The following is a 21,480-nucleotide window of genomic DNA, read 5'->3' as shown; positions in this document are numbered from 1 at the left end:
ATTGAGCCTAGCGGTATTTGAAATTCGAAAAGTCTGGCTTAGCGGCCTACGCGCTGCCAACCGTTTCTCGTCGGTGGTGAGAAAGCTCGCGGCTTCAAGGCGTTTCCAGAGTGCGTCGCGTTCAGATCAGACTTATCGATACAGTGGCTGGGCTAGGTTGACGCTTAGCAGTTTTAGGAAGCCTTCAACTTGTCCACCGTCGTAGAAATAAATTTCCGCGGGGGTTTTCCGCCAGAATTCTACCATTTGATTTGGCGTCAGACCGCTATTCAAGAATTCTCCAATGAACTCGCGAATTGCTTTTGCTTCAGTTCTATCGATGCCGATCATCGCCGTCTGCACGAGAAGTGAATTTGCATCAGCCTCACTCATAGCCCTGGCCTTGCTCGCAAGATCCTGCCCTAGATTGCGGCAAGCCTTGCGAAACTCGGGTGGCATATCTATCTGCTCGTGTCGCTTCTTATTCAATTGTCGCGCTCTCGACCTTTAGCCATATCGCGAATCTTCTCAAAAAATTTGAAGGCATGTTCGTCGTTATGCCGTAGCTTGGACCGCCGCTCTGCCAGATTTTCTTCAACTCTGCGACACTTGGGTCTCGAGCAAGGAGGTCTGCAAGAAATGCTTTTACGATGGCTTGCTCGCGTTCTCCACATAAGCGGAGTGATCGAGCAATCCAGTCGTCCTCGTCTTTAGCCTCTTGTTCGCTTCCTTGCCAAAAACATTGTGTTAGGCGCTTGAATTCTTCCGGCACGTCCATGCTCGATCAATCCATCTTCACATAATTTGGACTGTTCGGCCGAGGCCTTGCAAACCAGGGGCAATGCTCGATCATCGAAAAGGAGTCATACGGAACAGGTTCCCACTCCTTAATTATTGCTTCCGCGATTTCCTCTCGCGTCGAGCCGTATTGCTTCTGGTGGGTCCAATGGAACCCACTATCCGGGACATGTCGCACCGGTACGGCCCCTGCATCCAGAAGGGCATAGATCGCTCGACGAACGTAATCGGCCAATGCTTGGCCGGTGAGTCCAAAATCAACGCGCCCTCCAGGCACGATCTGCCATATTCCGACAGCATCTAGATCGAGTTCAGCCGGATACTGTGATATGGCTTCACTAACTGTCTCGCCCGTTTCCTTATCTCGCGGTTCATCGATCATTTCTTGTGGACCTTATAGCCATTCTTGAGAACAGTTTCGTCGGACGATTTCAATACATCAAGGGTCTCGCCGTGCTCAACGCTTTGGCGAACACCAATTATGGTGCCGTCCGATCGCTGGAAGGCCCTTCCATCATAACTTTCTGATGGCGTCACTTCTATCGTGCCGTCGAGGAGATCGGACTTCAACTTTTCAAATTCGCTTTGGTCGACGGTCCGAATTCCCTTAGGCGCACCTGGACTACGAACTCCCAACTCTTTTCCACCCGGCTTCAACAATTCCTCAAGCGTCCTTTCCGCGGGCTTCAGAACCTTTGGGTTCCGCAGCAGGTAGCGCGCGGCACCCTGGATGATCTTCGCCATCGCGACGCGATCACCATCCGTCCACCGCCCGCCATCAGGGTTGCCTACCGGGACGCGCGGTTGGTTTTCTCTAAATTTTGCGCTCGGCGACTCGCGTTCCGCGAGCCGGCCGCCGAGCGCGGTATATCCCGCTGCGGCGCGTTTCTCGTCGTCGGTGATGAAGGACGCGCCTTCGAGACGTTTCCAGAGCGCATCGCGTTCGGGGGCGAGCGCTTCGACCTGATCGAGATCGGGTTTGAGTTCTAAGCTTGTGCCCCGTGACTCCCCTCCGGGGAGCCGGCCGCGGGGCACGGGCCCTGTGTTGAACGCCGGGGCGAGCCAAGACGAGAGTGCCCGCGCCGTGCGGTTCACGAGCGGCAGTACGGTTTGTCGCCAGAAGGCGCGCTGCGCCTCCTGATAGTTCGAGTACGTATTGTCGCCCGGAATGCCGAGCAGCATCGGGGGCACGCCGATGGCGAGTGCGATCTCGCGGGCGGCAGTGTTCTTCGCCTCGATGAAGTCCATGTCCTTGGGCGTCAGCGACAGCGGCTTCCAGTCGAGGCCGCCTTCGAGCAGCAGCGGACGTCCGGCAGCGCGCGCGCCTTGGAAGTTCGTCTCGAGCTCGGTCTTCAGCCGCGTGAATTGCTCCTCCGTCATCTGGCCGTTGGCGGCCGCGTAGATCAGCGCGCCCGAGGGCCGCGCGGAATTGTCGAGCAGCGCCTTGTTCCAGCTCGATGCCGTGTTGTGGATGTCGATCGCGGTCGCCGCCGCTTCGATCGGGCTCATGCCGTAGTGATCGTTCGCCGGATGGAAGAGGCGCACGTGCAGGATCGGGCGCACGCCGCTTGCAACTTCGTCGATGAAGCGCGCGGACCGTCCCGCGACGGTGTACTCGTAGCCTTCCGGCCAGCCGTCGGTGCCGGGGATGACCTTCATGCGGTCGGGGCGCAGAATGTGCAGTTCGCGGATGTCGCCGTCGAGCGCGACCGCTTCGGCGTAGACGTTGCCCGCGACGAGCAGGAAGCCGTACCAGGCTTCGAGAAAGTCCGTTCCAGTGTGATCGAGGCTCGGCCGCCGGAGCAGATCGATCAGCGGATGATCCTCGATCTCGTTCGCGCCCTCATAGAGGAGCAGCGGGATCGAGGCGGCGGCCTCCGCTATCATGCGCACGGAGCGATAGACGATGGCGTTCTGCATGAAGCCTTCGCGGGCGAAGGCTGCATAGTCGCGCGGCGCCCACACGGGCTCGCCGAGATTTTGATAGGCGATCAAGGGTCCGATGGAAGAACCTTTTTCTTCTTTGATTGCGCCCGGAAAGAATTTTTCGTCTGCACCCGGCGACTCCCCAGCGGGGAGCCGGCCGCCGGGTGCGAGGGATGTTGCGCCAGACTCGCGTTCCGCGAGCCGGCCGCTCGGCACGCGTCTTTGCATCGGCAGCCAGCGCGTCAGCGCTTCCGAGATCAGCGACATGCATTGTCCTTATTAAATTTGTGCGAGGCGCCTGAGGTGTGTGCCACCTACACCGTCATGCCGGCGAAGGCCGGCACCCAGTCAGCGATCCACACGCGTTATGTTGATGTTCGGCTGGATCCCGGCCTGCGCCAGGATGACGGTTTAAATTTATTCTTCGTCATCCTCGGCCGAGTGCAGCGGAGCTACCTCGATGGCCGGGGATTCAGCGTCAGAAGTGCCGAAGGCTCGATAGTGTGTCTGCGACGAATCTTACGCTGGATCCCCAGTCTTCGCTTGCGCTCGACTGAGGATGACGGAAGGCGTTAGAGCATCCTGACCGATGGTTTCGTCGTATCGCCAAGAAGCAAATCCGTGAGCRCCCAGACGAGCGCGTCGGCGCGGTCGGGGCTGCGGCCTTTGACCGTGCCGTCCGAACCGAACGCACACATCTGATCTTCCAGCGCATCGAAACGCCCGACGTGCGCGACGCGGCCCTCCGCATAGAGCGCCGCGACCGGCTCGGCACGAACCCATTTTCCCCGCGTCGCTCTGACTTTGACGACGGGGAAATTCTCGCGAAACTGCTGCAGCACCGAGATCACGAGGTCGCCGCCCTGGTTGACCTCCGCCACCATGCGATCGGCTTCGAAATCATCGTATGCACCAAGCGCCGCCCGCGCCCAGAGTTCCGGCGTGCGGCCCTGGATGGTGCGATCCGCCAGGACGTAGGCGCGCTTGTCGACGCCCAATCCCGCGACCACGATCCCGCAAGCGTCCGACGATGCCGTCGCCGTCACCGGCGGATCGAGGGCGACGACGACGCGTTGCATCTCTGGCGCGTTTTCGACGCGCGCCTCTTCGATCCAATGACGCCGCCAAAGGCCGTCGCTCGCATCCTCGACGATCTCGCCGAACAACTCCTGTCGGCCGATCGCGGAGCCCGCATAGCGGCGCGTCATCTCGGCGAGGAACGTCGGCGCGAGGTTGGTCGCGTTGTCGGCGGTCGCCAGGTTGACGGTCACGGTCGCCTCGTCGGCAATGATCTGTTTCAAAAGTTTCGTCGCGCGCGGCGTCGTCGTCACGCAAACGCGCGGCGCTTCGCCGAGGCGTAACGCGAACTGCAGCATGTCCCAGGCCCTTTCCGCTCCGCGCCATTTCGCGAGCTCATCGCACCAGGCGGCCGTGAATTGCGGGCCACGCAGCGCTTCGGCTTCGTCAGCCGAGAACAGTTCCGCGACCGCGCCGTTCGGCCACGTCAAGCGCCGCTTCGAGGGTTCGAACAGCGGCCGCTCTTTCGCCGGATGGATCGCGAGCAAGCCCGACTGGCCTTCGATCATGACGTTGCGCACGTCGGCGAGTGTTTTGCCGACCAGCGCAATTCTTTGTTGCTCACGGCGACTCCCCTGCGGGGAGCCGGCCGCCGTGAGCGGGGATGTTGCTTCGTCTGTCGCGGAAGAAAGAGCGAGTGACCTCACCCACTCCGCTCCCGCGCGTGTTTTTCCCGATCCGCGGCCGCCGAGAAGCAGCCACACACGCCATGCTTGGTTTGCCGCTTCCGACTCGCGTTCCTCGAGCCGGCCGGAAGCGGCGGCCACATGGAGCCGGCCGCCGGGTGCGCTTGATGTTGCACGAGACTCGTCCAACAAGCCCGCGCCTTGCGGCCGGCTCTGCGAAGCAGAGTCGCAAGGCGCAATCAACAAAGGCGCGAGCTGCTCGTCGCGGGCCCATAGCTCCCAGTCGTGAGAGATGAACTCGAGTTCGTCCGCGCTCAGCTCATTCAGGATTTCGCTGAGACGACCGTTTGTGATTGAGGCGTTCAAGACGTTCCGCAATTTCGCGGCGTAGGTTTTCCGCATGGGCGAGCGCCTCCTTGCTCTTGGCGTCACCTCCCGTTGGCTTCCGCTTCGTCATCACGCGTTGCATCTCAACAGCTTTCTCCAATGCATTGACCATTTGCGACAGGGCGCGGGACGCTCGTTCGCGATCCTGGGACGTCAGACCTTTTTGCTTCTCGAGTTTCGTCAGCTCGCCATCGATCGTGTTGTAGACGCGCTGCACCAGCACGTTAGGCTTTGCTCGCATTCGCGTCGCGGGCGGCTTGGCGCGCGTGCTTGTCGCCGTTTTCCGAGCAGGAGCGGACCGCGCGGGTTTTGCTGCGACCTCGTTCGCGACAGATTTCGCCGTCGATGCGCTCGCGCCCTTCGAGGCCGCGCGCTTCGCCTTTGGCTTTTCCTCCGGCGGATCGTCGTCGTTCGTTGCAGCCGCCTTCGTCGTGAGGACGCGCGAAGTCTTTCGCCGCACGATCGATGCCGCCGCCATGCACACTGCCTTTTTGGATTTTGTGATTATCGCCGCGGAGCGTGGACGTAGATCTCCGAGGCCGTCTCGGTGGCCCCTCACACTTTCCGCGTTATACAGAAACCTACCCGAAGAGCGTTACGCTGTCAACGACAAAAGCGCTATAATTCATTGAAATTATTTAGCAAAATCGCATACGCCAGGACAAACTTTCCGATTATAAGTTCGTGCGCGAGAGCGAGGATAAGTTTCCACGCATTTTGAAAATTTTCGTCATGACGACGAAGGTCGGCCACTCACAACGGGCATCTGCAGCCGTTATGCAGCTGGCTTGCGTGGATCCCGGCCTGCGCCGGGATGACGGAGCTAATCGAGAAACGGCGTTCTCCGGCTCAATTCGACAACACTCGCTTCTGAGCCGCCCGCATTCGATTGCCGAACGGCAACGCGCCGACCTCATTCCGAAATGCATCGATCATAGTTTTCTCTGCATTCGCAAAATCCGTCGCATCACCCCAGTAGACTTGGGTCAAGCCAGTCAGCAACTTGATGTCCTGACCACCTCTATGCGGGCTCGATCTGCCGTACTCGTGATGATAAAATTGAGCGATACGGTTCCGAAGCCGGGTCGCTCTTCCGATGTAGATGATCTCTTCGTCAGCATTCCAACGCTTGAGTTGGGCTTCCGACAAGTTCTCCGTGAAGTTTGCTGGCGGCTCCGCAAGGGCGATGACATAAACACCGGAAGAGGCGTCGCCTACAGGACTGCCCCACGGCACGGGCCCGCGCATTTCAATCGAAGCTCGTCGAAAAAGCTCGGGAACGGATAGCATTGAACCTCCCCCACTTCCTGTTTCGCTCTGCGTGAGTACTTTCTACGATTCGGTGGCTCCGAGCGAACGCACCTTCGCGCTGGCCTAGCCACCATCATGCCGGGATGGCGGCGGCTCAGTCGACGACCTAGCGGAAACTTCAGGTGCTATTCGGCGGGTTCGGATGGAATTTGCGGGGCGCCGGGACGACGGCGGTTTTGATCTTCATCCTCTTCGGGTCTCAGATCCGGAATAATGTATTTCCAATAATTCTCTTCTTTGACGCGACGTTCGCTCATGGCGAAGCTGCGGACGGAAATTCCGGCCTCGTGCACCGTATCGGGCGAACCTGAAACCAGGGGGTGCCACCACATCAGGTCCTGGCCCTCGCCGACGAGGCGGTAAGCGCAGGTTTTCGGCAGCCAGGAAAGCTCGCGCGCGCGTGCAATATCGATCTCAAGACAATCCGGCATCTTCTTGAAGCGGTTGGGATAGTCCTTGCAGCGGCAGGTCCGGACGTCGAGCTGTGCGCACGACAGGCGCGTCAAGTAGACCTCGGCCGTATCCTCGTCCTCGAGCTTAACCAGGCAGCACCGACCGCAGCCGTCGCACAGAGCTTCCCACTCGTCGCGGTTCATCTGCTCAAGCGTTTTGGTGCGCCAGAACGGTGGATCGTTGCCGTCCGACATCAAGTCTTGCTCTTCCATTGTCTGCTCAGTCGGGATAACCACAATTTCGTCGACTTGCGACGTGTAACGTCGGCTAATCGGTTTAAGCGGCGCGTCCCACTGGAAGCGTCGCGATTGTTGTTGCAAGAAAGACTCTCGCTGTTGAGGGCTTAAGCCCACGTCTCACGCGTGACAAGAGCGACGTCGTTAGGGTGGCCGTTTCTTGAACGACTGGTTTCACAGACAGGGCGGCCGCGACCGCTTCATCGACTGGCTAAGGCTCGATTCGCAGATCAATTCCGCGCTCGGGGAAGCATGGTCGCGCGTCAAAGACTACTGGAACGCCGGATCGAGCTACTTTGCCCGATTCCAGCTCGTCGGCTGGCGCCGCCTCCTCAACGAATTCGCCTCCGAAAGCCTGACGATGCTGTTCGGCGGCTTCGTCGTTCTTTATGGGCTCGCGCTTCCGGCATTCGAGGAATTCGACGAGAGCAAATTTCTGACCGGACGCTACGCGGTGAAATTCCTCGACGTCAACGGTAACGAGATCGGCCGCCGCGGCATTCTCCATAACGACGCGGTGCCGCTCGAAGATATCCCTGACGTCCTGATCAAGGCGACGCTCTCGACGGAAGACCGGCGCTTCTTCGAGCACTACGGCATCGACGTTCTCGGCACGATGCGCGCGCTCGTCACCAACGTGCAGGCGAACGAGGTCGTGCAGGGCGGCTCGACGCTGACGCAGCAGCTCGCGAAAAACCTGTTCCTGTCGTCGGAGCGCTCGCTGCAGCGAAAGATCAAGGAGCTGTTTCTCTCGTTCCTTCTCGAGAGTCGCTACTCGAAGCGGGAAATCCTGAAGCTCTACTTCGATCGCGCCTATATGGGCGGTGGCACGTTCGGCGTCGAAGCGGCGTCGCAATACTACTTCGGCAAGTCCGTGCGCGACATCAACATGTCGGAAGCGGCCGTGCTCGCCGGTCTCTTCAAGGCGCCGACGAAGTACTCGCCGCTCGTCGATCTTGCGGCGTCGCGCGCGCGCACCAATCAGGTTCTCGATAACCTCGTCGAGGCCAAATATTACACAGCGGGCCAAGTGCATTCGGCGCGCATGAACCCGGCGAAGATCGTCGAAGCGCGCACCTCGACGAGCCCCGACTGGTATCTCGATTGGGCCTTCGAAGAAGTTCAGCGCCTCGCCGACGGTAAAAACCAGTTCGTGCTGACTGCGCGGACAACGGTCGATCTGACGCTGCAGCGGCAGGCCGAAGAGGCTCTCGCCGCGGCTCTGCGCAAGGAAGGCCGCGATCTTCACTTTACCTCGGGCGCGATCGTCCTGATGGAGACGGATGGAAAAGTCCGGGCGATCGTCGGCGGGCCCGACTACGGCGAGAGTCAATTCAACCGCGCGACCCACGCCAAGCGCCAGCCGGGCTCGTCGTTCAAGATCTACGTTTACGCGACGGCGATGGAGAACGGCTTCACGCCGGAGACCATCGTCCGTGATGCGTCGCGTTCGTGCGGAAACTGGTCGCCGTCGAACTACGGCGGCGGCGGCGGCTCGGGCTCGCGGATCCCGCTCTGGATGGCGCTGGCCAAGTCGTTGAACACGGTTGCGGCAGAGCTGTCGTTCGTCGTCGGGCGGGAAAAGGTCGTCGAGATGACCAAGCGTGTCGGCATCGAGGGCGTCAAGAAAACCTGCTCGATGGCGCTCGGCGACGGCGGCATCACCGTTCTCGAGCATACCGGCGGCGTCGCAACATTCGCGAACGGCGGCAAGCTCGCCAAGCCCTACGGCATTCTCGACATCACGACATCGAAGGGCGATCTTCTCTATTCGCGCGAACGCGACGAAGCCCCGCCGAGGCAGGTCGTGTCGCGGCACGTCGCCGAAGAGATGAACGTCATGCTCAATCGCGTGGTGACGGAAGGGACCGGCGGCATGGCCAATCTCGATTTCACCAACGCCGCGGGTAAGACCGGCACCTCTACCGGTCCGAAGGACGCGTGGTTCATGGGCTTCACCGGTAAATACGTCGCGGGCGTCTGGCTCGGCAACGACGACAACCGGCCGATGCGCGCCGGCGTCACGGGCGGCCATCAGGCGGCGCCGATCTGGCGCGACCTGATGACGGTCGCGCACACCGACATGAATATTCCGACCATTCCGGGCCTCGCCCCGCATCCGCGTCAGGTCGCCGAGCAACAGCGCCTTGCGGAAGTCAGAGCAGCGCAAGTCGCGGCGGGCATCGAACCGGCGCAGCTTGCAGCGGACGCGAAGACGCAGGCCGTGCTGCCGTCAAAGACGCGCGATGCTCTCAAGGTTCTCGTCTCGGCGCTTCGCAAGGCGAACGGCCAAGCGGAGGTTGCGCCTGCGGCCGCGTCCGGATCATCGCATGCCCCAGCGTCGCCGATCGATCCGAAACAGGAGGCCCCGCAGCCTGCGACCCGGCCGGAGGCTCCGAAGACCGACCGGCGCGCGACACTGCTTGACACGTCTCACGACGATCTTTCAGTTCCGGCAGCAACGCCGCCCGCGGCGCCGACAAAGTCACCGGCCCCAGCCCCCCATTGAAACAGGAAGCCACGGACTTGGCATCGGTCGAACTTGAGCCAGCGGCGGCATCGCCGCAATCGCGCAACAGCGTGATGCGCACGATCTTCGCTATCCTGCTGCGCGCGATCGGGCTCATTCTGACGATCGTCCTCGCCTTCACCGTCGGCGTCTGGTCGAGCCGGTACATGGTTGCGCGCGGTTCGCCGCTGTCGACGGACATGTACGGGCCCTGGCAACAGTGGCGCGACATCGGCCGCGAAAACGCGGACCCCTACACCAGGGCCCACGTCGTCACGACGGGGAAGCTCAGGATTTCAGCCGACAGCGCCGGCACCTTCGAAGCGCGCACGGACTCGCAAGGGGCGCGGCTCCATTCGTCATGCAACTACGTCGTCGAAGGCGCGAACATGCGCGGCTTATGGTGGAGCCTCGCCGTGTTCGATGCGCGCGGCAATCTCATCAGCAATGACGCCGACCGATACGAGTTCACAGCCGACACGATCGCCCCCAATCCGAACGGCTCGTTCGTCGTCACGCTCGGCCGCGACGCGCGACCGGGCAACTGGTTGCCGACAAGCGGCGCAGGACGTCTCGTGCTCGTCTTGACCGTGCTCGATCCGGCGACGGGTCTTTCGGCCGACGAACGCGCGGAGCGGAACAAGCATTTGCCTGTCATCATGCGGGAGGGATGCTCGTGAGATTGCTGCAGCGCTTCGACTTCCGGCTTCTCGCGATCTTCCTGCTGGTTGCGGGGATCGTGCATCTCATCGCGACATTCATGGCGGTCAACGATGCGCGCGGATCGCCCTATACTCGGCTTGCGCGCTCTTTGCCGAAAAATCAGATGACGATTGCCGCCCCCGTCACGCCGCAGCACCAGCCGCTGCCTTTCCTTGCGCCCGACGAGCACTACGCGTTCTGTCTATTCGATACCACCGATACGACGATACGCGTTCGTGCGCTGCTTCCCGATCTCGGCTGGACGATCGGCATCTACGCGCCCGACGGACACAATCTTTATTTTGCGGCCGCCTCAGCTGACCGGGAGACGACGGTCGATTTGTCCATAGTGCCCGCTGACGATCGCTTTCTCGGGCTGCCGCAATCGAGTTCCACGAAAGCCGGCGTCACGCCGCAAGCGGTCGATACGCAGCAGTCGATCGCAGCGGAAAAAGGATTGGTCGTCGTTCGCGCTCCCGACAAGGGCGATCCTTACCGCGCGGACGAACAAGCGATCCTCGCCAAGGCGTCGTGCGCTCCTGGCGGGGCGTGAAGAGTTTTTAGTCGTCGCGTGCTAACCCCCTGCGGGGAGCCGGCCGCACGCGACGGAAGAGAACCTTTTATGATTTCTTTTCGGTGTCGAGGTTGAGCGTATCGCGCAAGCTTCGCTGGGGCCTCTTCGGCTTATTTGGCTGTTCGTCGCCGAGCCGCTCGTAGCGCACACCCGGGAAAAACACGATCTCGGCCGACTGGCCTGCTCCGTATGCCGCGAGCACCGAAGCCGCTGTCGGTTTAGGCGTGGTTTTGAACGCGATAATCGTTGCCATTTGTGTCCCCCGCGCGCGGGCTTCTGCCCATGCCGTACGGCACTTCCCGCCTTGAAGACTCCCGCCACGGGACACGGACGAAATACTGTCCGTGCACTGACTAGTGGCGTGAATGCAATGCGGCCGCCAGAATCATCGCAATCAATGGAGTAGAGTCCGGGAGTTCTTAACGGACGGTAAAACGAATTCCTGAACGTCCGGTAGCGTTGCTAGCTCATCAATTCGTCACCGAGGAAGTGCCGCCCTTCGCGGTCCTCGATCTCGACGATCCAGACGTCGCTGTCGAATTCGGCTTCGCGTTTCAGAAGCTTCTCGGCGTCCGCCTCCGGCACGAAGTCCTGCTTGAATCGTGCGACCCAGCGCCGGTCGACGTCGGCGTCGTCGAGGCCGGCCGGTGCGGGCGAGAAAACGGCCGCGGTTTGATCGGGACGTACGATCTTGATGAAGACCGCTCCCGCATCGTCGTCGCCATGACGCGCGACGACGCCATGCGCGCCATTGACCTGGCAGCGGCGCAGATAAGCTTTGACCCAGATTTCGGTTTTGAGGCGCATGTCGGTACGTTAGCAGCAAGCACCAAGGAAACCCTAGTGCTTCGCTGCCTTCGCAATCGCCTCGCGCCGTGCCTTGGGCTCGCCCTGCAGACGGATCAACCGGCTCATCAACGGACCTGATATGCGGCCGGTGACCTTCAGCTTCTGGTCGGTCTCGAACTCGCGGACGGCACGRGCGAATTCGGGCGTCATCGCGGAACCCGGAACGCCTGTCTGATAGCCAAGCGTCGCGAGCTGCTGCTTGACGGAGCGTACGAGGCTTTCGCCATCCGCCGTGATTGTCTTGCCGGGCCGCGCCGCGCTCGGCGACATCGACGATGAACCAAGGATGAGCTGGCTCAGAAGTTGTTCGCTCGGCTCGCCCGTCAACACGAGGCCGTTGTCGTACTCGTATGCGAAAATCGCCGCGCGCGTGACCATTCCCAAAACGCCGTCGGGCTGACCGGGCTCGTAACGGATGTTGCCGAGTTCGCGTTGTATGCCCTTCGTCAGTTCCGCGCGGTTGGCATCATCGCTTTGGCCCAATGGCGCTGGCGGCAAAACGCCGTCGGCTGCGGGCTGCTCGGCGGCGGGACCGGGCGACGTCGGTCCAAGCGCAATGCCCGGCCCATCGACCCACGAGGTGCGATCCGTCACGATGCCGCCCGTTTCGATGGCGCTCGTCTTGGTGGTGTTCTGGAAGACGAACATGTTCAAAGCCACGCTCGTCGTCGCCAGCAGCGATATGACAGCTGCGAGCTTAATATCCCTCTCGGTCATGCTGACGCCCGTTGCTCGTTCCCCAAGCTCGAAGTATGGCGAGTCAGCCGTTAAGACCTCCTTAACCGTCGGGAATTTCGGCCGGCGAAGCACATCCAATTTATCTAAAACTTGAAGCAAAAACGGTTCGAATTGCATTGCACAAACTAGCGTGACCTTGAGCCGGGGCTGGTATCCATGCAGCGAGGGTAAGAGCCTCACTACCAGTCCGTTCAACGGCCGAACCGCGTTCGGCCGCAGATGCGAAGGTTTGCGTTATGGGTTTGTTGCGTATCGTTACGTTTGCCGCGGTCGCCGTCGCACTGCTTCCGTCCGACCGGGAACAGCAGCAGCGTCTCTATGATCGCGCCGGGTCGACGGCGGAATGGGTCGTGACATTCTGCGACCGCAACGCTGCGACGTGCGCGAAAGGCTCGGAGTTGTGGTCACAATTCGTTGCCAAGGCCGAGTTCGGCGCCAAGCTCGCCTACGACATGATCCGCGAACGGGAGGCGTCGAGCCTCGCCAACACGAACTTGCACCTCGATGAGAGCAAAGGCCGGGTTGCGCCTGCTCTTCTGGAGCGAGAGAGCGGCACTCTGACGCCGGTCGACAAAACGCCGGACTGGCGCGGCAAGAACACCAACAAGAGCGGCGTTTGAGAAATACTTAGGCGATTGAGTTCAAGCGATTGGGTTCTGGCCCGAGCGCGTACGGCCTTGCCCTCGACCAGCCCACATACCTATGTGTATTGTGGGTGAATGCCCGATTAAGCGGGTTGCAGGCTGGACTTTCCCGATGACCCTCGACGACATCCGCGCCGATTTCGCGCTCCTCGAAGATTGGGAGGACCGCTATCGCTATGTCATGGAGCTTGGGCGCGCGCTCCCGCCGTTCCCGGACGCCCTTCGAACGGACGCCAACAAGGTCCGCGGTTGTGCGAGCCAGGTCTGGCTGGCGACTGACCGCGTCGCCTCGACCGGTGGGCCGAGCGCCGGCGACAAGCTCGAAATGCAGGGCATGAGCGATGCTCACATCGTCCAGGGCCTGATCGCCCTCCTCTTCATCATCTACCGGGGAAAGACACTCGACGAGATCCTGAAGACCGACGCCGAAGGCATTTTCGCGAGCCTCGGCCTCAAGGATCATCTGACGCCGCAACGCTCGAACGGGCTCGCCTCGATGGTGAAGCGCATCCGCTCGGACGCAACCGAGATGCTCGCGGCTTAACTTCGAAGCACGCTGAAGACTTGGCTCGAGACTGGGCTCAGACCTGGGCTCAGACTTGGCCTGGGTCGATCGCGGGGCGGTAGTCGCTCGCGCCCCAATGCCTTACGCGCGCGGGTCGTCGATCATTCGCTTCCGGCGGCGGCGGAAGCATTCCGTAGTGCCGGGCAAGCTGGCGTAGCGCGATTTGCAGAATGATCTTGCCGGACCGTTGCGGCCAGCCGCTCGCCTTCTCGCTCGCCTCGAGGCCCTTCAAATGGCAGCAGACGTCGATCAGAACGCCGGCGAGGTCAGGTCCGACGGCCGCGAGCGCGCGCTTGACCCGCTCATGCGCTGCTATAACGGAATCGCGAATATCCGGCCTGATGTCCGGCGCGCCTCTTCCACCGCCTCCTCCACTCAGGAACGCCGACCAGTTGGTCGTGACGCGCGGGGTCATTTGCGCAAACCAGAAATCGGCGCGGAGTTTTTCGCCCGCATCGAACTCGGCATCGGTGAGCATCGGCTGACCGTCCTTGTCCTTGCGCCGCGCGAGCCACGCAAGCGGGCTTTCTGCGAGATTGCGTTCGGGCGCTTGATGCTCCGCACTCTGCGAAACGCTACGAGCGCGAGACGATCTTACTTGCATTCCTGATCCTCGGTGTGGGGAGAAGATTTCTGGTTGCCGGAATTCTGGTCGCCGGAATTCTGGGCGCTGGAGCGGACTTCGCGCATCACCAGCGTCGGCAGTGCCCATCCGAGCACGTCGAGCGCGCGATCGAACGCTGGATTGTCTCGCCGGCATTCGACTTTGAGACAGGCATGAGCGACCGTCGTCCGGTCGCGGCCGAACATGGCTCCAACCTCAGTCAGCGTCATCCGGCAACAGACGTGAGCCAGATACATGGCGACCTGCCGCGCCTCCGCGACGTCTTTGACGCCGCGTGTACAGTGCCAAAGTCCTTCCGAACCGATGCCGAAGACGTTCGAAATCGCGATATCGATCGCCACGCGCGCGCAACGGTGGCGATGTTCCTGCGTGAGATTAAGATTGGACGTGGGCTGATCTTGCTGCGCCGGCGAAGGCGACGCCGAACCGCGCAAGATCAAGCGCACGCGTGGTCCGAGTATCGTGGCATCGATGCTGCCATCCTCGGCGGTAGCTCCGGCGATGTCCCGGGTCAGAACTGAAGACGCTATCTGTTCCATTGCATGAGAAGAATACGGCCGTGCCACATCGCGGGGATAAGTTTTTTGTCGCTAATTGCATTCACCCTAACGGGATCGCATTCTTAAAAAGATATCCCCGCATCTTGCGACCGCCGCACAGTCGGCGGCATGCAAAATCGCGTTTCGATACGAGACACCAGAGCGCGTAGAAATACGCGGCGCGGAAGTCATCTTAATTCAGAGTCCAGTTGTGCACGCGACGCTGCGCAGCTTTTACCGGTCTGGCCAAAAGATCTCGCTGACCGAACTCCAGAGGGCAGACGAAAGCTGGTCGCCCTCATCGAGCGCGAGATCAGAAAGGAGCGACGGCGCGGGCTCGCATGCAACGCGGCATATGACGTGGCTCGCCACGCCGGCCTCAATCATTTGCTCAAGGAAGAACGTCGATCCCTCGCCGCGCTGGAACTTTCCGAAATCGGAAATCGTGTCCGGGGCGGCGGGGAACAATTAACTCACAAACGATAGTTGCCGCGTCATCGCCCAGCGCCAGTCCTTCGATTAGCCCAAGCTGATATTTTCGACGGCCGCTATTTTTCCCTGCGGGTGCCGCTACTTTTCCCTGCGGGTGCCACTACTTCTCCCTGCGGGTGCCAAGGCCCATCTTCTTGGCGAGCTGGGAGCGCGCATTGGCATAATTCGGCGCGACCATCGGATAGTCCGGCGGCAGGCCCCACTTCTCGCGGTACTCTTCCGGCGACAAGTTGTAGTGCGTCCGCAAATGACGCTTCAGCGATTTGAACTTCTTGCCGTCTTCCAGGCAGATGATGAAATCCGGCATGACCGATTTCTTCACCGCGACCTTCGGCTTCGCCTCTTCCCGCTCCTGCGGAACGGCGCGGCCCGCGGCCCGGCTCAAAGCGGCGTGGGTTTCAGCAATCAAACCCGGCAGTTCGGTTGACGAGATCGGGTTGTTGCTGACGTAGGCGGCGACGATCGTCGCCGTGATCGTCACGAGTTCGGGGGAGCCTGAACTTTCCATTCGTTTGTCTTCCGCTTCCTCTGGCGACCGAGTACCCGGTACCGCGCGTCCATCCATGTCCACATCCCGCCTTTGCCTTGTCTAACCGTTACCGGCAAAGCCCGTCGCGGATCTCAAAACCACTTAGAAGACTAGGAGATCAACTCCATTTCACTTGCGAAAGCTTTGACTACAGGACGACTTCCCTGTCAATCTCGGCCTCTGTTTAGATTACGACATCGCTAATGCTTGGCGATCCCGCTTCTTCATTTGATCATTACTCGGGCATGTTCGCGCGTTGACGCGCGCGCCCGGGCGGTCGAGAAGAAGCGCAATTCCGTTCTCATCATCGAAAAAGGTCCGCACACCATGACCGGCCAAACGAAAACGCCTGCTGCGATCGAAGACGAGGCTGCGGCTCAGCCGCGCCCGCCGGTTGCGGAGCGCGTGGCGACGGTCGTGACGCACCATGGCGTTTCCATCAGCGACGATTATGGCTGGCTTCGCGCCGCCAACTGGCAAGAGGTCATGCGCAAGCCCGATGTCCTTGCCGCCAGCATCCGGTCGTATCTCGAAGCCGAGAACGCCTATACGAAGGCGATGCTTGCCGACACCGAAGCGCTGCAAGCAACCTTGTTCCAGGAAATGAAGGCGCGTCTCAAGGAGGACGACCGGCAAGTTCCGCAGCCCGACGGTGCTTACGAATACTTCCCGCGCTTCGTCAAAGGCGGGCAATACGCGCAACTCTGCCGTATTCCCCGCGGCGGCTCGGTGGACGAGCCGGAAGTCCTTCTCGACGGCAACAAGGAATCCGAGGGGAAAGGGTATTGGGATCTCGGCGCCACGGCCCACTCCGGCGATCATAAGCTCCTCGCCTATGCGATCGACGACAAAGGCTCAGAGCTCTACACAGTCCGCGTCCGCGATCTCGCGACGGGCAACGATCTCGCCGACGAGATCCCCGACACCCACGGCGGCCTCGAGTGGTCGAGCGACGGGAAGACGCTGTTCTACATCAAGGTCGACGAACATCAGCGGCCGCTTTTCGTCTACAGCCACGCGCTCGGAACACCGGCTTCGGAAGACAAACTCGTCTACGCCGAACCCGATTCCGGGTTCTTCGTCGGATTGTCGTCGACGCAATCGCGGAAGTTCATCGTCATCGACATCCACGATCACGAAACGAGCGAAGTGCGGCTCATCGATGCCGAGAGGACGGAAGCCGGCCCGAAGCTCGTTGCCGCCCGGCGCGTCGGACACCAGTACAACGTCGAACATCACGGCGCGAAGCTCGTTATCGCGACGAACTCGGAAGGCGCGGAAGATTTCCGCATCGTCACGGCGCCCGTCGAAAATCCGGGGGAAGCGAACTGGCGGGAAATCGTCTCACACAAGCCCGGGCGTCTGATCATCGACGTCGGCGTGTTTCAAAACTTCATGACGCGTCTCGAACGCGAAGAGAGCCTGCCGCGCATCGTCGTCACGCCGCTGAAGCCTGACGACGATGAATTTGTCGACTACAGCGGCGAGCATACGATTGCATTCGACGAAGAAGCTTATGCGCTCGGGCTGAGCTCGGGATACGAGTTCGATACGAAACGCATCCGCTTTACCTATTCGTCGATGACGACGCCGGCGGAGACCTACGATTACGATATGGCAACGCGCGAACGGACGTTGCGCAAGCGGCAGGAAATTCCGAGTGGGCACAATCCGTCTGACTACGTGACGCGGCGGCTGCTTGCGCCGGCCAAGGACGGCGAACTCGTTCCTGTCACGCTTCTGTACAAGAAGACGACGCCGCTCGACGGCTCCGCGCCGCTCTTTCTTTATGGGTACGGCGCCTATGGCATTGCGATGCCGGCGGCGTTCTCGACGGGGCGGCTATCGCTGGTCGACCGCGGCTTCATCTTTGCGATCGCGCACATTCGCGGCGGCAAGGACAAGGGCTATCGCTGGTACAGCGACGGCCGGATGAAGAAGAAGAAAAATACGTTCACCGACTTCATCGCTGCAGGCGAATATTTGATTTCGGAAGGCTTCACGCAGCGTGGCCGGATCGTCGCCAACGGCGGATCGGCGGGCGGGATGCTGATGGGCGCAATCGCCAACATGGCGCCTGAGCTTTTCCTCGCGATCATCGCCGATGTGCCGTTCGTCGACGTGTTGAACACGATGCTCGACAAGGATCTGCCGCTGACGCCGCCCGAGTGGCCCGAATGGGGCAACCCGCTCGCGAGCAAAGAGGACTTCGAGTACATCCGCAGCTACTCGCCCTACGACAATGTCGAGGCGAAGAATTATCCGCACATCCTCGCGCTCGCCGGCCTTACCGATCCGCGCGTGACCTATTGGGAGCCCGCGAAGTGGATCGCGAAGCTGCGACCGCTCAACACGAGGGACAACCTCGTGCTTCTCAAGACCAACATGGGCGCCGGCCACGGCGGCGCGTCGGGCCGTTTCGACGGGCTGAAGGATACGGCTTTCAACTACGCGTTTGCGGTGAAGGTGGCGGGGCTCGGGTCTTAAGCGGCTCCGCAGCCAATGACCCGTTCTTAGTCAGCGCATCATGCGCGCAGGGCGCCTCGCGGACGCGGAAGCCGACGGCGGCGCAGCGGACGCGAGAGCTTCCGTGCGCGTCTGATAGACTGGGCAATCTTGGTTCTCTGCACCGCGATGCGTATGACCCAAGCCAGACCGCGGCGTCCGCTTTTTTCTGCGGCGGCGATCGCCTGCGCAGCGTAGAGGCGCTCGTGCGGTGTTTCCCAGAGGCAGCTCAGATATTGGAACGGCGGCGGTGCGGCAGGAAACGTTTTGAAGTCTTCAAGAACACCGAGACTGTCGAGGATCGTCATGCAACGATGGCATTTGTTGCAACGGCCGCAATTCTGCATGGTGTCCGATTCCTCGTAACACACCCTGCAGAGCTTCCGGAGGGGCTCCCAATCCTTCATCATGCTGATCTTATCGAAGCGCGAATAGTACGAGCCGTCGTGGACGATCTGGACCCTATCCGTCGATAAAAGCCCATCGATCATGGGATGCGAGCCCCAGGGCCTCAAAGTCGTGTAACGCATCGATGACGGAATGAGGAAGCGATTGACACCCCCTGCCAATGCGAGTCCGACCGCCCCTAGCGCGGCGCCATGCCCCAACTCCCAATCCGGCGCGAAGGCTCGGACGTTGGTTTTCATGCGAACGAGTTCGACGCCGGATGCGCGAAGCGCCGTCTCGTACTCCGCCGCGGCACGTTCGAAGACGTCCACTCGCTCCAGCGGTATATCAAAGCCGTGAACGAACACTGCGAATTTCGTGCGGTAGCCGGGCGGCCGATCCCGCTCCGTGAACTGCGTGAAAAAGGAATCGACGCCGCCGGAAAATGCGGCCGCCGCGGAACCCGGCGCCTGGATATCTGCGATGAGTTCCGCGCCATGCAGCCGCACGGTGTGAAATTTTTCCGGAAGCCACGCGTTGATGATTTTCCAGTATTCATCAAGCCCATATTTCAAGCGTTCCGAGAACGTGGATTCAATCACGATCTCTTCGTTCAGGAGAGAGGCGAGCGGACTGAGGGCGACGACGAACGGCTCGATCCCACCCGCGCACAGATGCTCGAAGCGCTCGGGAACCGAGAACCACAGTTCATCCGGGAAGCCCTCGCCGTCACGCTCTATCTCGACGCGGGCGCGCACGGTGACGAGGCCCTCTCCAACCGTGAGTTCGGGCGGATGAATGCGCATGCTCGTTTCTCTGATCCTTCGCTTGGATGTTCGCTTGGCGCGAGCTTTTCGTAAGTCTCTTTTTTCAGGGCCGTTTGCAATTCAAGCGATACGCAAGAGGCAATATAGTTGTGGGCCAGAACCCACTTCGCCCGAAGAAGTCCGTGGCCAATTTGCTCGTGCCGGACTTCGGCGCTTCCTCGCGGCGTTCAGCGCGAAACAAAAAAGGGCCCGCTTGCAGCAGGCCCTTTTTCGATAAACTGGGATCGGCGGGTCAGCGCTTTCCGCTCTTCTGCGATTTCGCAAACGTCGCCGTCACGGAGCTCGTCGCGGGCTGCGATTTCGCAGCGGCGCTCTTCTTGGGCTTGCGGACTTCCTTGTTCGAACGCTGTTGGCCTTTGGCCATAGCAAACCTCTTGAGTGTTGGAGGGCGCGTCGCATTAGACCTGCGGCGTGTGCGCCAACTCTTTCACACTGTCCCGACAAGCGCCAGGAGGGAACGCCCGGTTCCCCGATCACAACATTGCACAACTCGAAAATGTGAAAATCCGTGGACGCCTAAAAGCGGAAGGCCCGCGCGGGGCGGGACATTCAAGAAACAGTGGTCTAAACAAAAAAAGGCCCGCACTGGGCGGGCCGTCGAAAGTTGGAAACTTGCAAGAAAAAAAAAGGCCCGCCGAGGCGGGCCTCACATTCACGAAGCAGCGCTAGGCTGCAACGGTGCCGAAGAGAGGCGGTTTCATAGCCTCCTCGAGAACCATGTCGGACTTCAGTGCGATACCGATGTAGCGCACTCGGCCGGCTACCTTTTCCTTCTTCACGCCAAGGTCTGCAAATTCTCTTGCAAAGCTCGGAAGTGCTGCGGGTTCCTTGTTCTTAGATTCACACCACGAACAATAATCCTCGTAGAGTTCAGTAGCCGTGACGCTTGATCCGTCGCGGACCTCGATGTTCTCCTTGTAGAAACGTTCAGTGTTGGTTTCCGGGGCAAGACGCCTGACGGGCAACGTGCTGCGGCTTTCTGCAACCTTCGTCTCAACCTGATGCACTTCTGCGGGTTGAGCTTCGATAGCGGGCGTCGAGGCAACGGGTACTTCGAGAGGAATCTCGATCGACCGGTTGTCGTTGGCGCCTGAACGCGGCTTTTTCGTTTCAACGGTAATCGGTGTGAGCACCGGAACCGCCACCGCTGCCGCAGCGGTGCTTCCCTCCGTCAGCGCCATTCTTGGCGTGACAGGCATTGGCTGGCGATCATAGAGCCGCCACTGGCTGAATGCGACGTACATGCCGAACCCAGAGCCGACCTCGAGCAGCAGCGCGACGAATATCGTCAAAGCCATCTGCACGTTTTCGATCTTGATGTTCGGGAAGAACGCATTCGCAAGCTCGGTCAGAACCTTGGCTTGCGGATCGGCTTCGGAGAGAGCAGGCGTACCTGCGGTCGCATCAATCTTCGTTTTAAGCTCGGCCATGCGGGCGTCGGCTTGCTTCGCCGAGCTTGCGGATGCGAGCTCGGAGTCGAGAGCCGTCAGCTGTTGGCAGAACGTCCGTTCGGTTTTCGAATTGACTTTCTTACAGCCGTCCGACCATTGCCAGGCCTTCTGCATTTTCATGCCGTCGATCTGGCTCTGCACCGCCTCGAAGGGTCGATGCTGAGGGATCCATCCGGCCTGCTCCTGCGCACGCTTCAGCTCGCCTCTCAAATCTTGATAGGCTTGAGCTTCCTGAGCACGCTGCCCGGTCGAATCGAAGCGGTTCAACGCTGCGTGTCCGAGCGCCGATGTCATTGAGTAGGCCGTCACGACCACCCAGACGAGCGCCGACGCAGCCGCCTGCGACCAGATTCTATTTCGAACTGCGGCAAAGAAGAAAAACGGTACCAGTGCTTTCATGCAGTCGGCCGCAGCTGAAGCTGCGCCGTAGATTTCGCCGTCAAGCTCGGTTCTTCCGAGACTGAAGCCGAAACGCCAGTTCATCGCAGCTGATACGGCGAGCAATACGCCTGCTGCTAGAACCCCCAACACGCCTAAAACGTGTCTCATCGTGTGCCCTCTCCTGTGAGAGGCCGGTTACGTTACGCGAATACACACCGGCCATTTCGTTGTGGTCCTTGCGTCCGAGGGGGGACGCCGACCAGGCTCCGGAACGCACAACGGGCGTGGCTGCCAATGATGTCCACTTCGTTCGGCTGTGAGCTCCAATGTCATCCCCATGACACCGGCAGACGAGCGACGCGGAGACCGC

The 21,480-nt window shown here is 60.8% G+C and carries 24 protein-coding genes; 6 read left to right on the top strand and 18 right to left on the bottom strand.

The window, feature by feature from the left end; genetic code table 11:
- Positions 1 to 132 precede the first annotated feature (132 nt).
- The 8 genes from AC1DK3_RS07800 to AC1DK3_RS07765 all read right to left on the bottom strand — a co-directional run bounded on the left by AC1DK3_RS07800 (position 133) and on the right by AC1DK3_RS07765 (position 6,769).
- Positions 133 to 468, bottom strand: a complete 336-nt coding sequence (locus AC1DK3_RS07800) for a hypothetical protein (protein WP_477191669.1) — start codon at positions 466 to 468, stop codon at positions 133 to 135.
- Entirely contained in the window at positions 461 to 757 is a 297-nt protein-coding gene (locus tag AC1DK3_RS07795) for a hypothetical protein (protein ID WP_477191668.1), read from the bottom strand. Before AC1DK3_RS07795 ends, AC1DK3_RS07800 begins: the two co-directional genes overlap by 8 nt.
- A gap of 6 nt (positions 758 to 763) precedes the next feature.
- Positions 764 to 1,159 carry a hypothetical protein gene (locus tag AC1DK3_RS07790; RefSeq protein WP_477191667.1) on the bottom strand — a complete coding sequence of 132 codons (396 nt, stop codon included), beginning with the start codon at positions 1,157 to 1,159 and terminating at the stop codon, positions 764 to 766.
- Positions 1,156 to 2,970: a phage portal protein gene (locus AC1DK3_RS07785; RefSeq protein ID WP_477191666.1), complete on the bottom strand. Its 1,815-nt coding sequence runs from the start codon at positions 2,968 to 2,970 to the stop codon at positions 1,156 to 1,158. The genes AC1DK3_RS07790 and AC1DK3_RS07785 overlap by 4 nt, the downstream gene beginning before the upstream one ends.
- A 305-nt stretch (positions 2,971 to 3,275) precedes the next feature.
- The gene (locus tag AC1DK3_RS07780; RefSeq protein WP_477191665.1) at positions 3,276 to 4,808 is read right to left on the bottom strand and encodes a DNA-packaging protein; all 1,533 of its coding nucleotides are present in this window, start codon (positions 4,806 to 4,808) and stop codon (positions 3,276 to 3,278) included.
- Positions 4,726 to 5,271, bottom strand: coding sequence for a hypothetical protein (locus AC1DK3_RS07775; protein WP_477191664.1), 546 nt, complete (start codon positions 5,269 to 5,271; stop codon positions 4,726 to 4,728). Before AC1DK3_RS07775 ends, AC1DK3_RS07780 begins: the two co-directional genes overlap by 83 nt.
- A 371-nt stretch (positions 5,272 to 5,642) precedes the next feature.
- Positions 5,643 to 6,083 (bottom strand): GIY-YIG nuclease family protein, encoded by a 441-nt coding sequence (locus AC1DK3_RS07770; RefSeq protein ID WP_477191663.1) that lies wholly within the window; start codon positions 6,081 to 6,083, stop codon positions 5,643 to 5,645.
- A 146-nt stretch (positions 6,084 to 6,229) separates the two neighbouring features.
- Positions 6,230 to 6,769, bottom strand: coding sequence for a YcgN family cysteine cluster protein (locus tag AC1DK3_RS07765; protein WP_477191662.1), 540 nt, complete (start codon positions 6,767 to 6,769; stop codon positions 6,230 to 6,232).
- A 184-nt stretch (positions 6,770 to 6,953) separates the two neighbouring features.
- Here AC1DK3_RS07765 and AC1DK3_RS07760 point away from each other — a divergent pair, with 184 nt between their 5' ends.
- From AC1DK3_RS07760 to AC1DK3_RS07750, 3 genes are read left to right on the top strand one after another with little or no spacing between them, the layout of a single operon-like run.
- The gene (locus AC1DK3_RS07760) at positions 6,954 to 9,302 is read left to right on the top strand and encodes a transglycosylase domain-containing protein (RefSeq protein WP_477191661.1); all 2,349 of its coding nucleotides are present in this window, start codon (positions 6,954 to 6,956) and stop codon (positions 9,300 to 9,302) included.
- A gap of 17 nt (positions 9,303 to 9,319) precedes the next feature.
- Positions 9,320 to 9,982 carry a DUF1214 domain-containing protein gene (locus tag AC1DK3_RS07755; RefSeq protein WP_477191660.1) on the top strand — a complete coding sequence of 221 codons (663 nt, stop codon included), beginning with the start codon at positions 9,320 to 9,322 and terminating at the stop codon, positions 9,980 to 9,982.
- Positions 9,979 to 10,557: a DUF1254 domain-containing protein gene (locus AC1DK3_RS07750; protein ID WP_477191659.1), complete on the top strand. Its 579-nt coding sequence runs from the start codon at positions 9,979 to 9,981 to the stop codon at positions 10,555 to 10,557. Before AC1DK3_RS07755 ends, AC1DK3_RS07750 begins: the two co-directional genes overlap by 4 nt.
- Positions 10,558 to 10,624: 67 nt before the next feature.
- On the opposite strand, the gene AC1DK3_RS07745 is transcribed toward AC1DK3_RS07750, so the two are convergent.
- From AC1DK3_RS07745 to AC1DK3_RS07735, 3 genes are all read right to left on the bottom strand, one after another.
- Complete coding sequence (locus tag AC1DK3_RS07745) at positions 10,625 to 10,831, bottom strand: hypothetical protein (protein WP_477191658.1); 207 nt, start codon at positions 10,829 to 10,831, stop codon at positions 10,625 to 10,627.
- A 209-nt stretch (positions 10,832 to 11,040) separates the two neighbouring features.
- Positions 11,041 to 11,385, bottom strand: coding sequence for a DUF1491 family protein (locus tag AC1DK3_RS07740; protein ID WP_092866573.1), 345 nt, complete (start codon positions 11,383 to 11,385; stop codon positions 11,041 to 11,043).
- Between the two features lie 33 nt (positions 11,386 to 11,418).
- On the bottom strand, positions 11,419 to 12,144 hold the full coding sequence (locus AC1DK3_RS07735) for a peptidoglycan-binding domain-containing protein (protein WP_477191657.1): 726 nt from the start codon (positions 12,142 to 12,144) through the stop codon (positions 11,419 to 11,421).
- Positions 12,145 to 12,401: 257 nt separating this feature from the next.
- On the opposite strand from AC1DK3_RS07735, the gene AC1DK3_RS07730 reads away from it, so the two are divergent.
- Positions 12,402 to 12,785 carry a DUF5330 domain-containing protein gene (locus tag AC1DK3_RS07730; RefSeq protein ID WP_477191656.1) on the top strand — a complete coding sequence of 128 codons (384 nt, stop codon included), beginning with the start codon at positions 12,402 to 12,404 and terminating at the stop codon, positions 12,783 to 12,785.
- 136 nt (positions 12,786 to 12,921) lie between these two features.
- Positions 12,922 to 13,353: a SufE family protein gene (locus AC1DK3_RS07725; protein ID WP_477191655.1), complete on the top strand. Its 432-nt coding sequence runs from the start codon at positions 12,922 to 12,924 to the stop codon at positions 13,351 to 13,353.
- A 49-nt stretch (positions 13,354 to 13,402) separates the two neighbouring features.
- Here the strand turns inward: AC1DK3_RS07725 and AC1DK3_RS07720 are convergent, their stop codons facing one another.
- From AC1DK3_RS07720 to AC1DK3_RS07705, 4 genes are all read right to left on the bottom strand, one after another.
- Positions 13,403 to 13,978: a DUF6456 domain-containing protein gene (locus AC1DK3_RS07720; RefSeq protein ID WP_477191654.1), complete on the bottom strand. Its 576-nt coding sequence runs from the start codon at positions 13,976 to 13,978 to the stop codon at positions 13,403 to 13,405.
- Positions 13,969 to 14,538 (bottom strand): helix-turn-helix domain-containing protein, encoded by a 570-nt coding sequence (locus AC1DK3_RS07715; protein WP_477191653.1) that lies wholly within the window; start codon positions 14,536 to 14,538, stop codon positions 13,969 to 13,971. Before AC1DK3_RS07715 ends, AC1DK3_RS07720 begins: the two co-directional genes overlap by 10 nt.
- Positions 14,539 to 14,772: 234 nt before the next feature.
- On the bottom strand, positions 14,773 to 15,006 hold the full coding sequence (locus tag AC1DK3_RS07710) for a hypothetical protein (protein ID WP_477191652.1): 234 nt from the start codon (positions 15,004 to 15,006) through the stop codon (positions 14,773 to 14,775).
- Positions 15,007 to 15,130: 124 nt separating this feature from the next.
- Positions 15,131 to 15,538, bottom strand: coding sequence for a Ros/MucR family transcriptional regulator (locus tag AC1DK3_RS07705; RefSeq protein ID WP_477191651.1), 408 nt, complete (start codon positions 15,536 to 15,538; stop codon positions 15,131 to 15,133).
- A 348-nt stretch (positions 15,539 to 15,886) separates the two neighbouring features.
- On the opposite strand from AC1DK3_RS07705, the gene AC1DK3_RS07700 reads away from it, so the two are divergent.
- Positions 15,887 to 18,046 carry a S9 family peptidase gene (locus tag AC1DK3_RS07700; RefSeq protein ID WP_477192885.1) on the top strand — a complete coding sequence of 720 codons (2,160 nt, stop codon included), beginning with the start codon at positions 15,887 to 15,889 and terminating at the stop codon, positions 18,044 to 18,046.
- A gap of 38 nt (positions 18,047 to 18,084) precedes the next feature.
- Here the strand turns inward: AC1DK3_RS07700 and AC1DK3_RS07695 are convergent, their stop codons facing one another.
- The 3 genes from AC1DK3_RS07695 to AC1DK3_RS07685 form a co-directional block, all read right to left on the bottom strand.
- The gene (locus tag AC1DK3_RS07695; protein WP_477191650.1) at positions 18,085 to 19,257 is read right to left on the bottom strand and encodes a hypothetical protein; all 1,173 of its coding nucleotides are present in this window, start codon (positions 19,255 to 19,257) and stop codon (positions 18,085 to 18,087) included.
- Between the two features lie 253 nt (positions 19,258 to 19,510).
- Positions 19,511 to 19,642, bottom strand: a complete 132-nt coding sequence (locus tag AC1DK3_RS07690; protein WP_280140533.1) for a hypothetical protein — start codon at positions 19,640 to 19,642, stop codon at positions 19,511 to 19,513.
- 301 nt (positions 19,643 to 19,943) lie between these two features.
- Positions 19,944 to 21,278 carry a hypothetical protein gene (locus AC1DK3_RS07685; RefSeq protein WP_477191649.1) on the bottom strand — a complete coding sequence of 445 codons (1,335 nt, stop codon included), beginning with the start codon at positions 21,276 to 21,278 and terminating at the stop codon, positions 19,944 to 19,946.
- Between the last annotated feature and the right edge of the window lie 202 nt (positions 21,279 to 21,480).

This window comes from Hyphomicrobium sp. 01T421 (genome assembly GCF_056398805.1).
The sequence above is the reverse complement of the archived record's forward strand: the minus strand, read 5'-3'. Positions and strand labels throughout refer to the sequence as shown.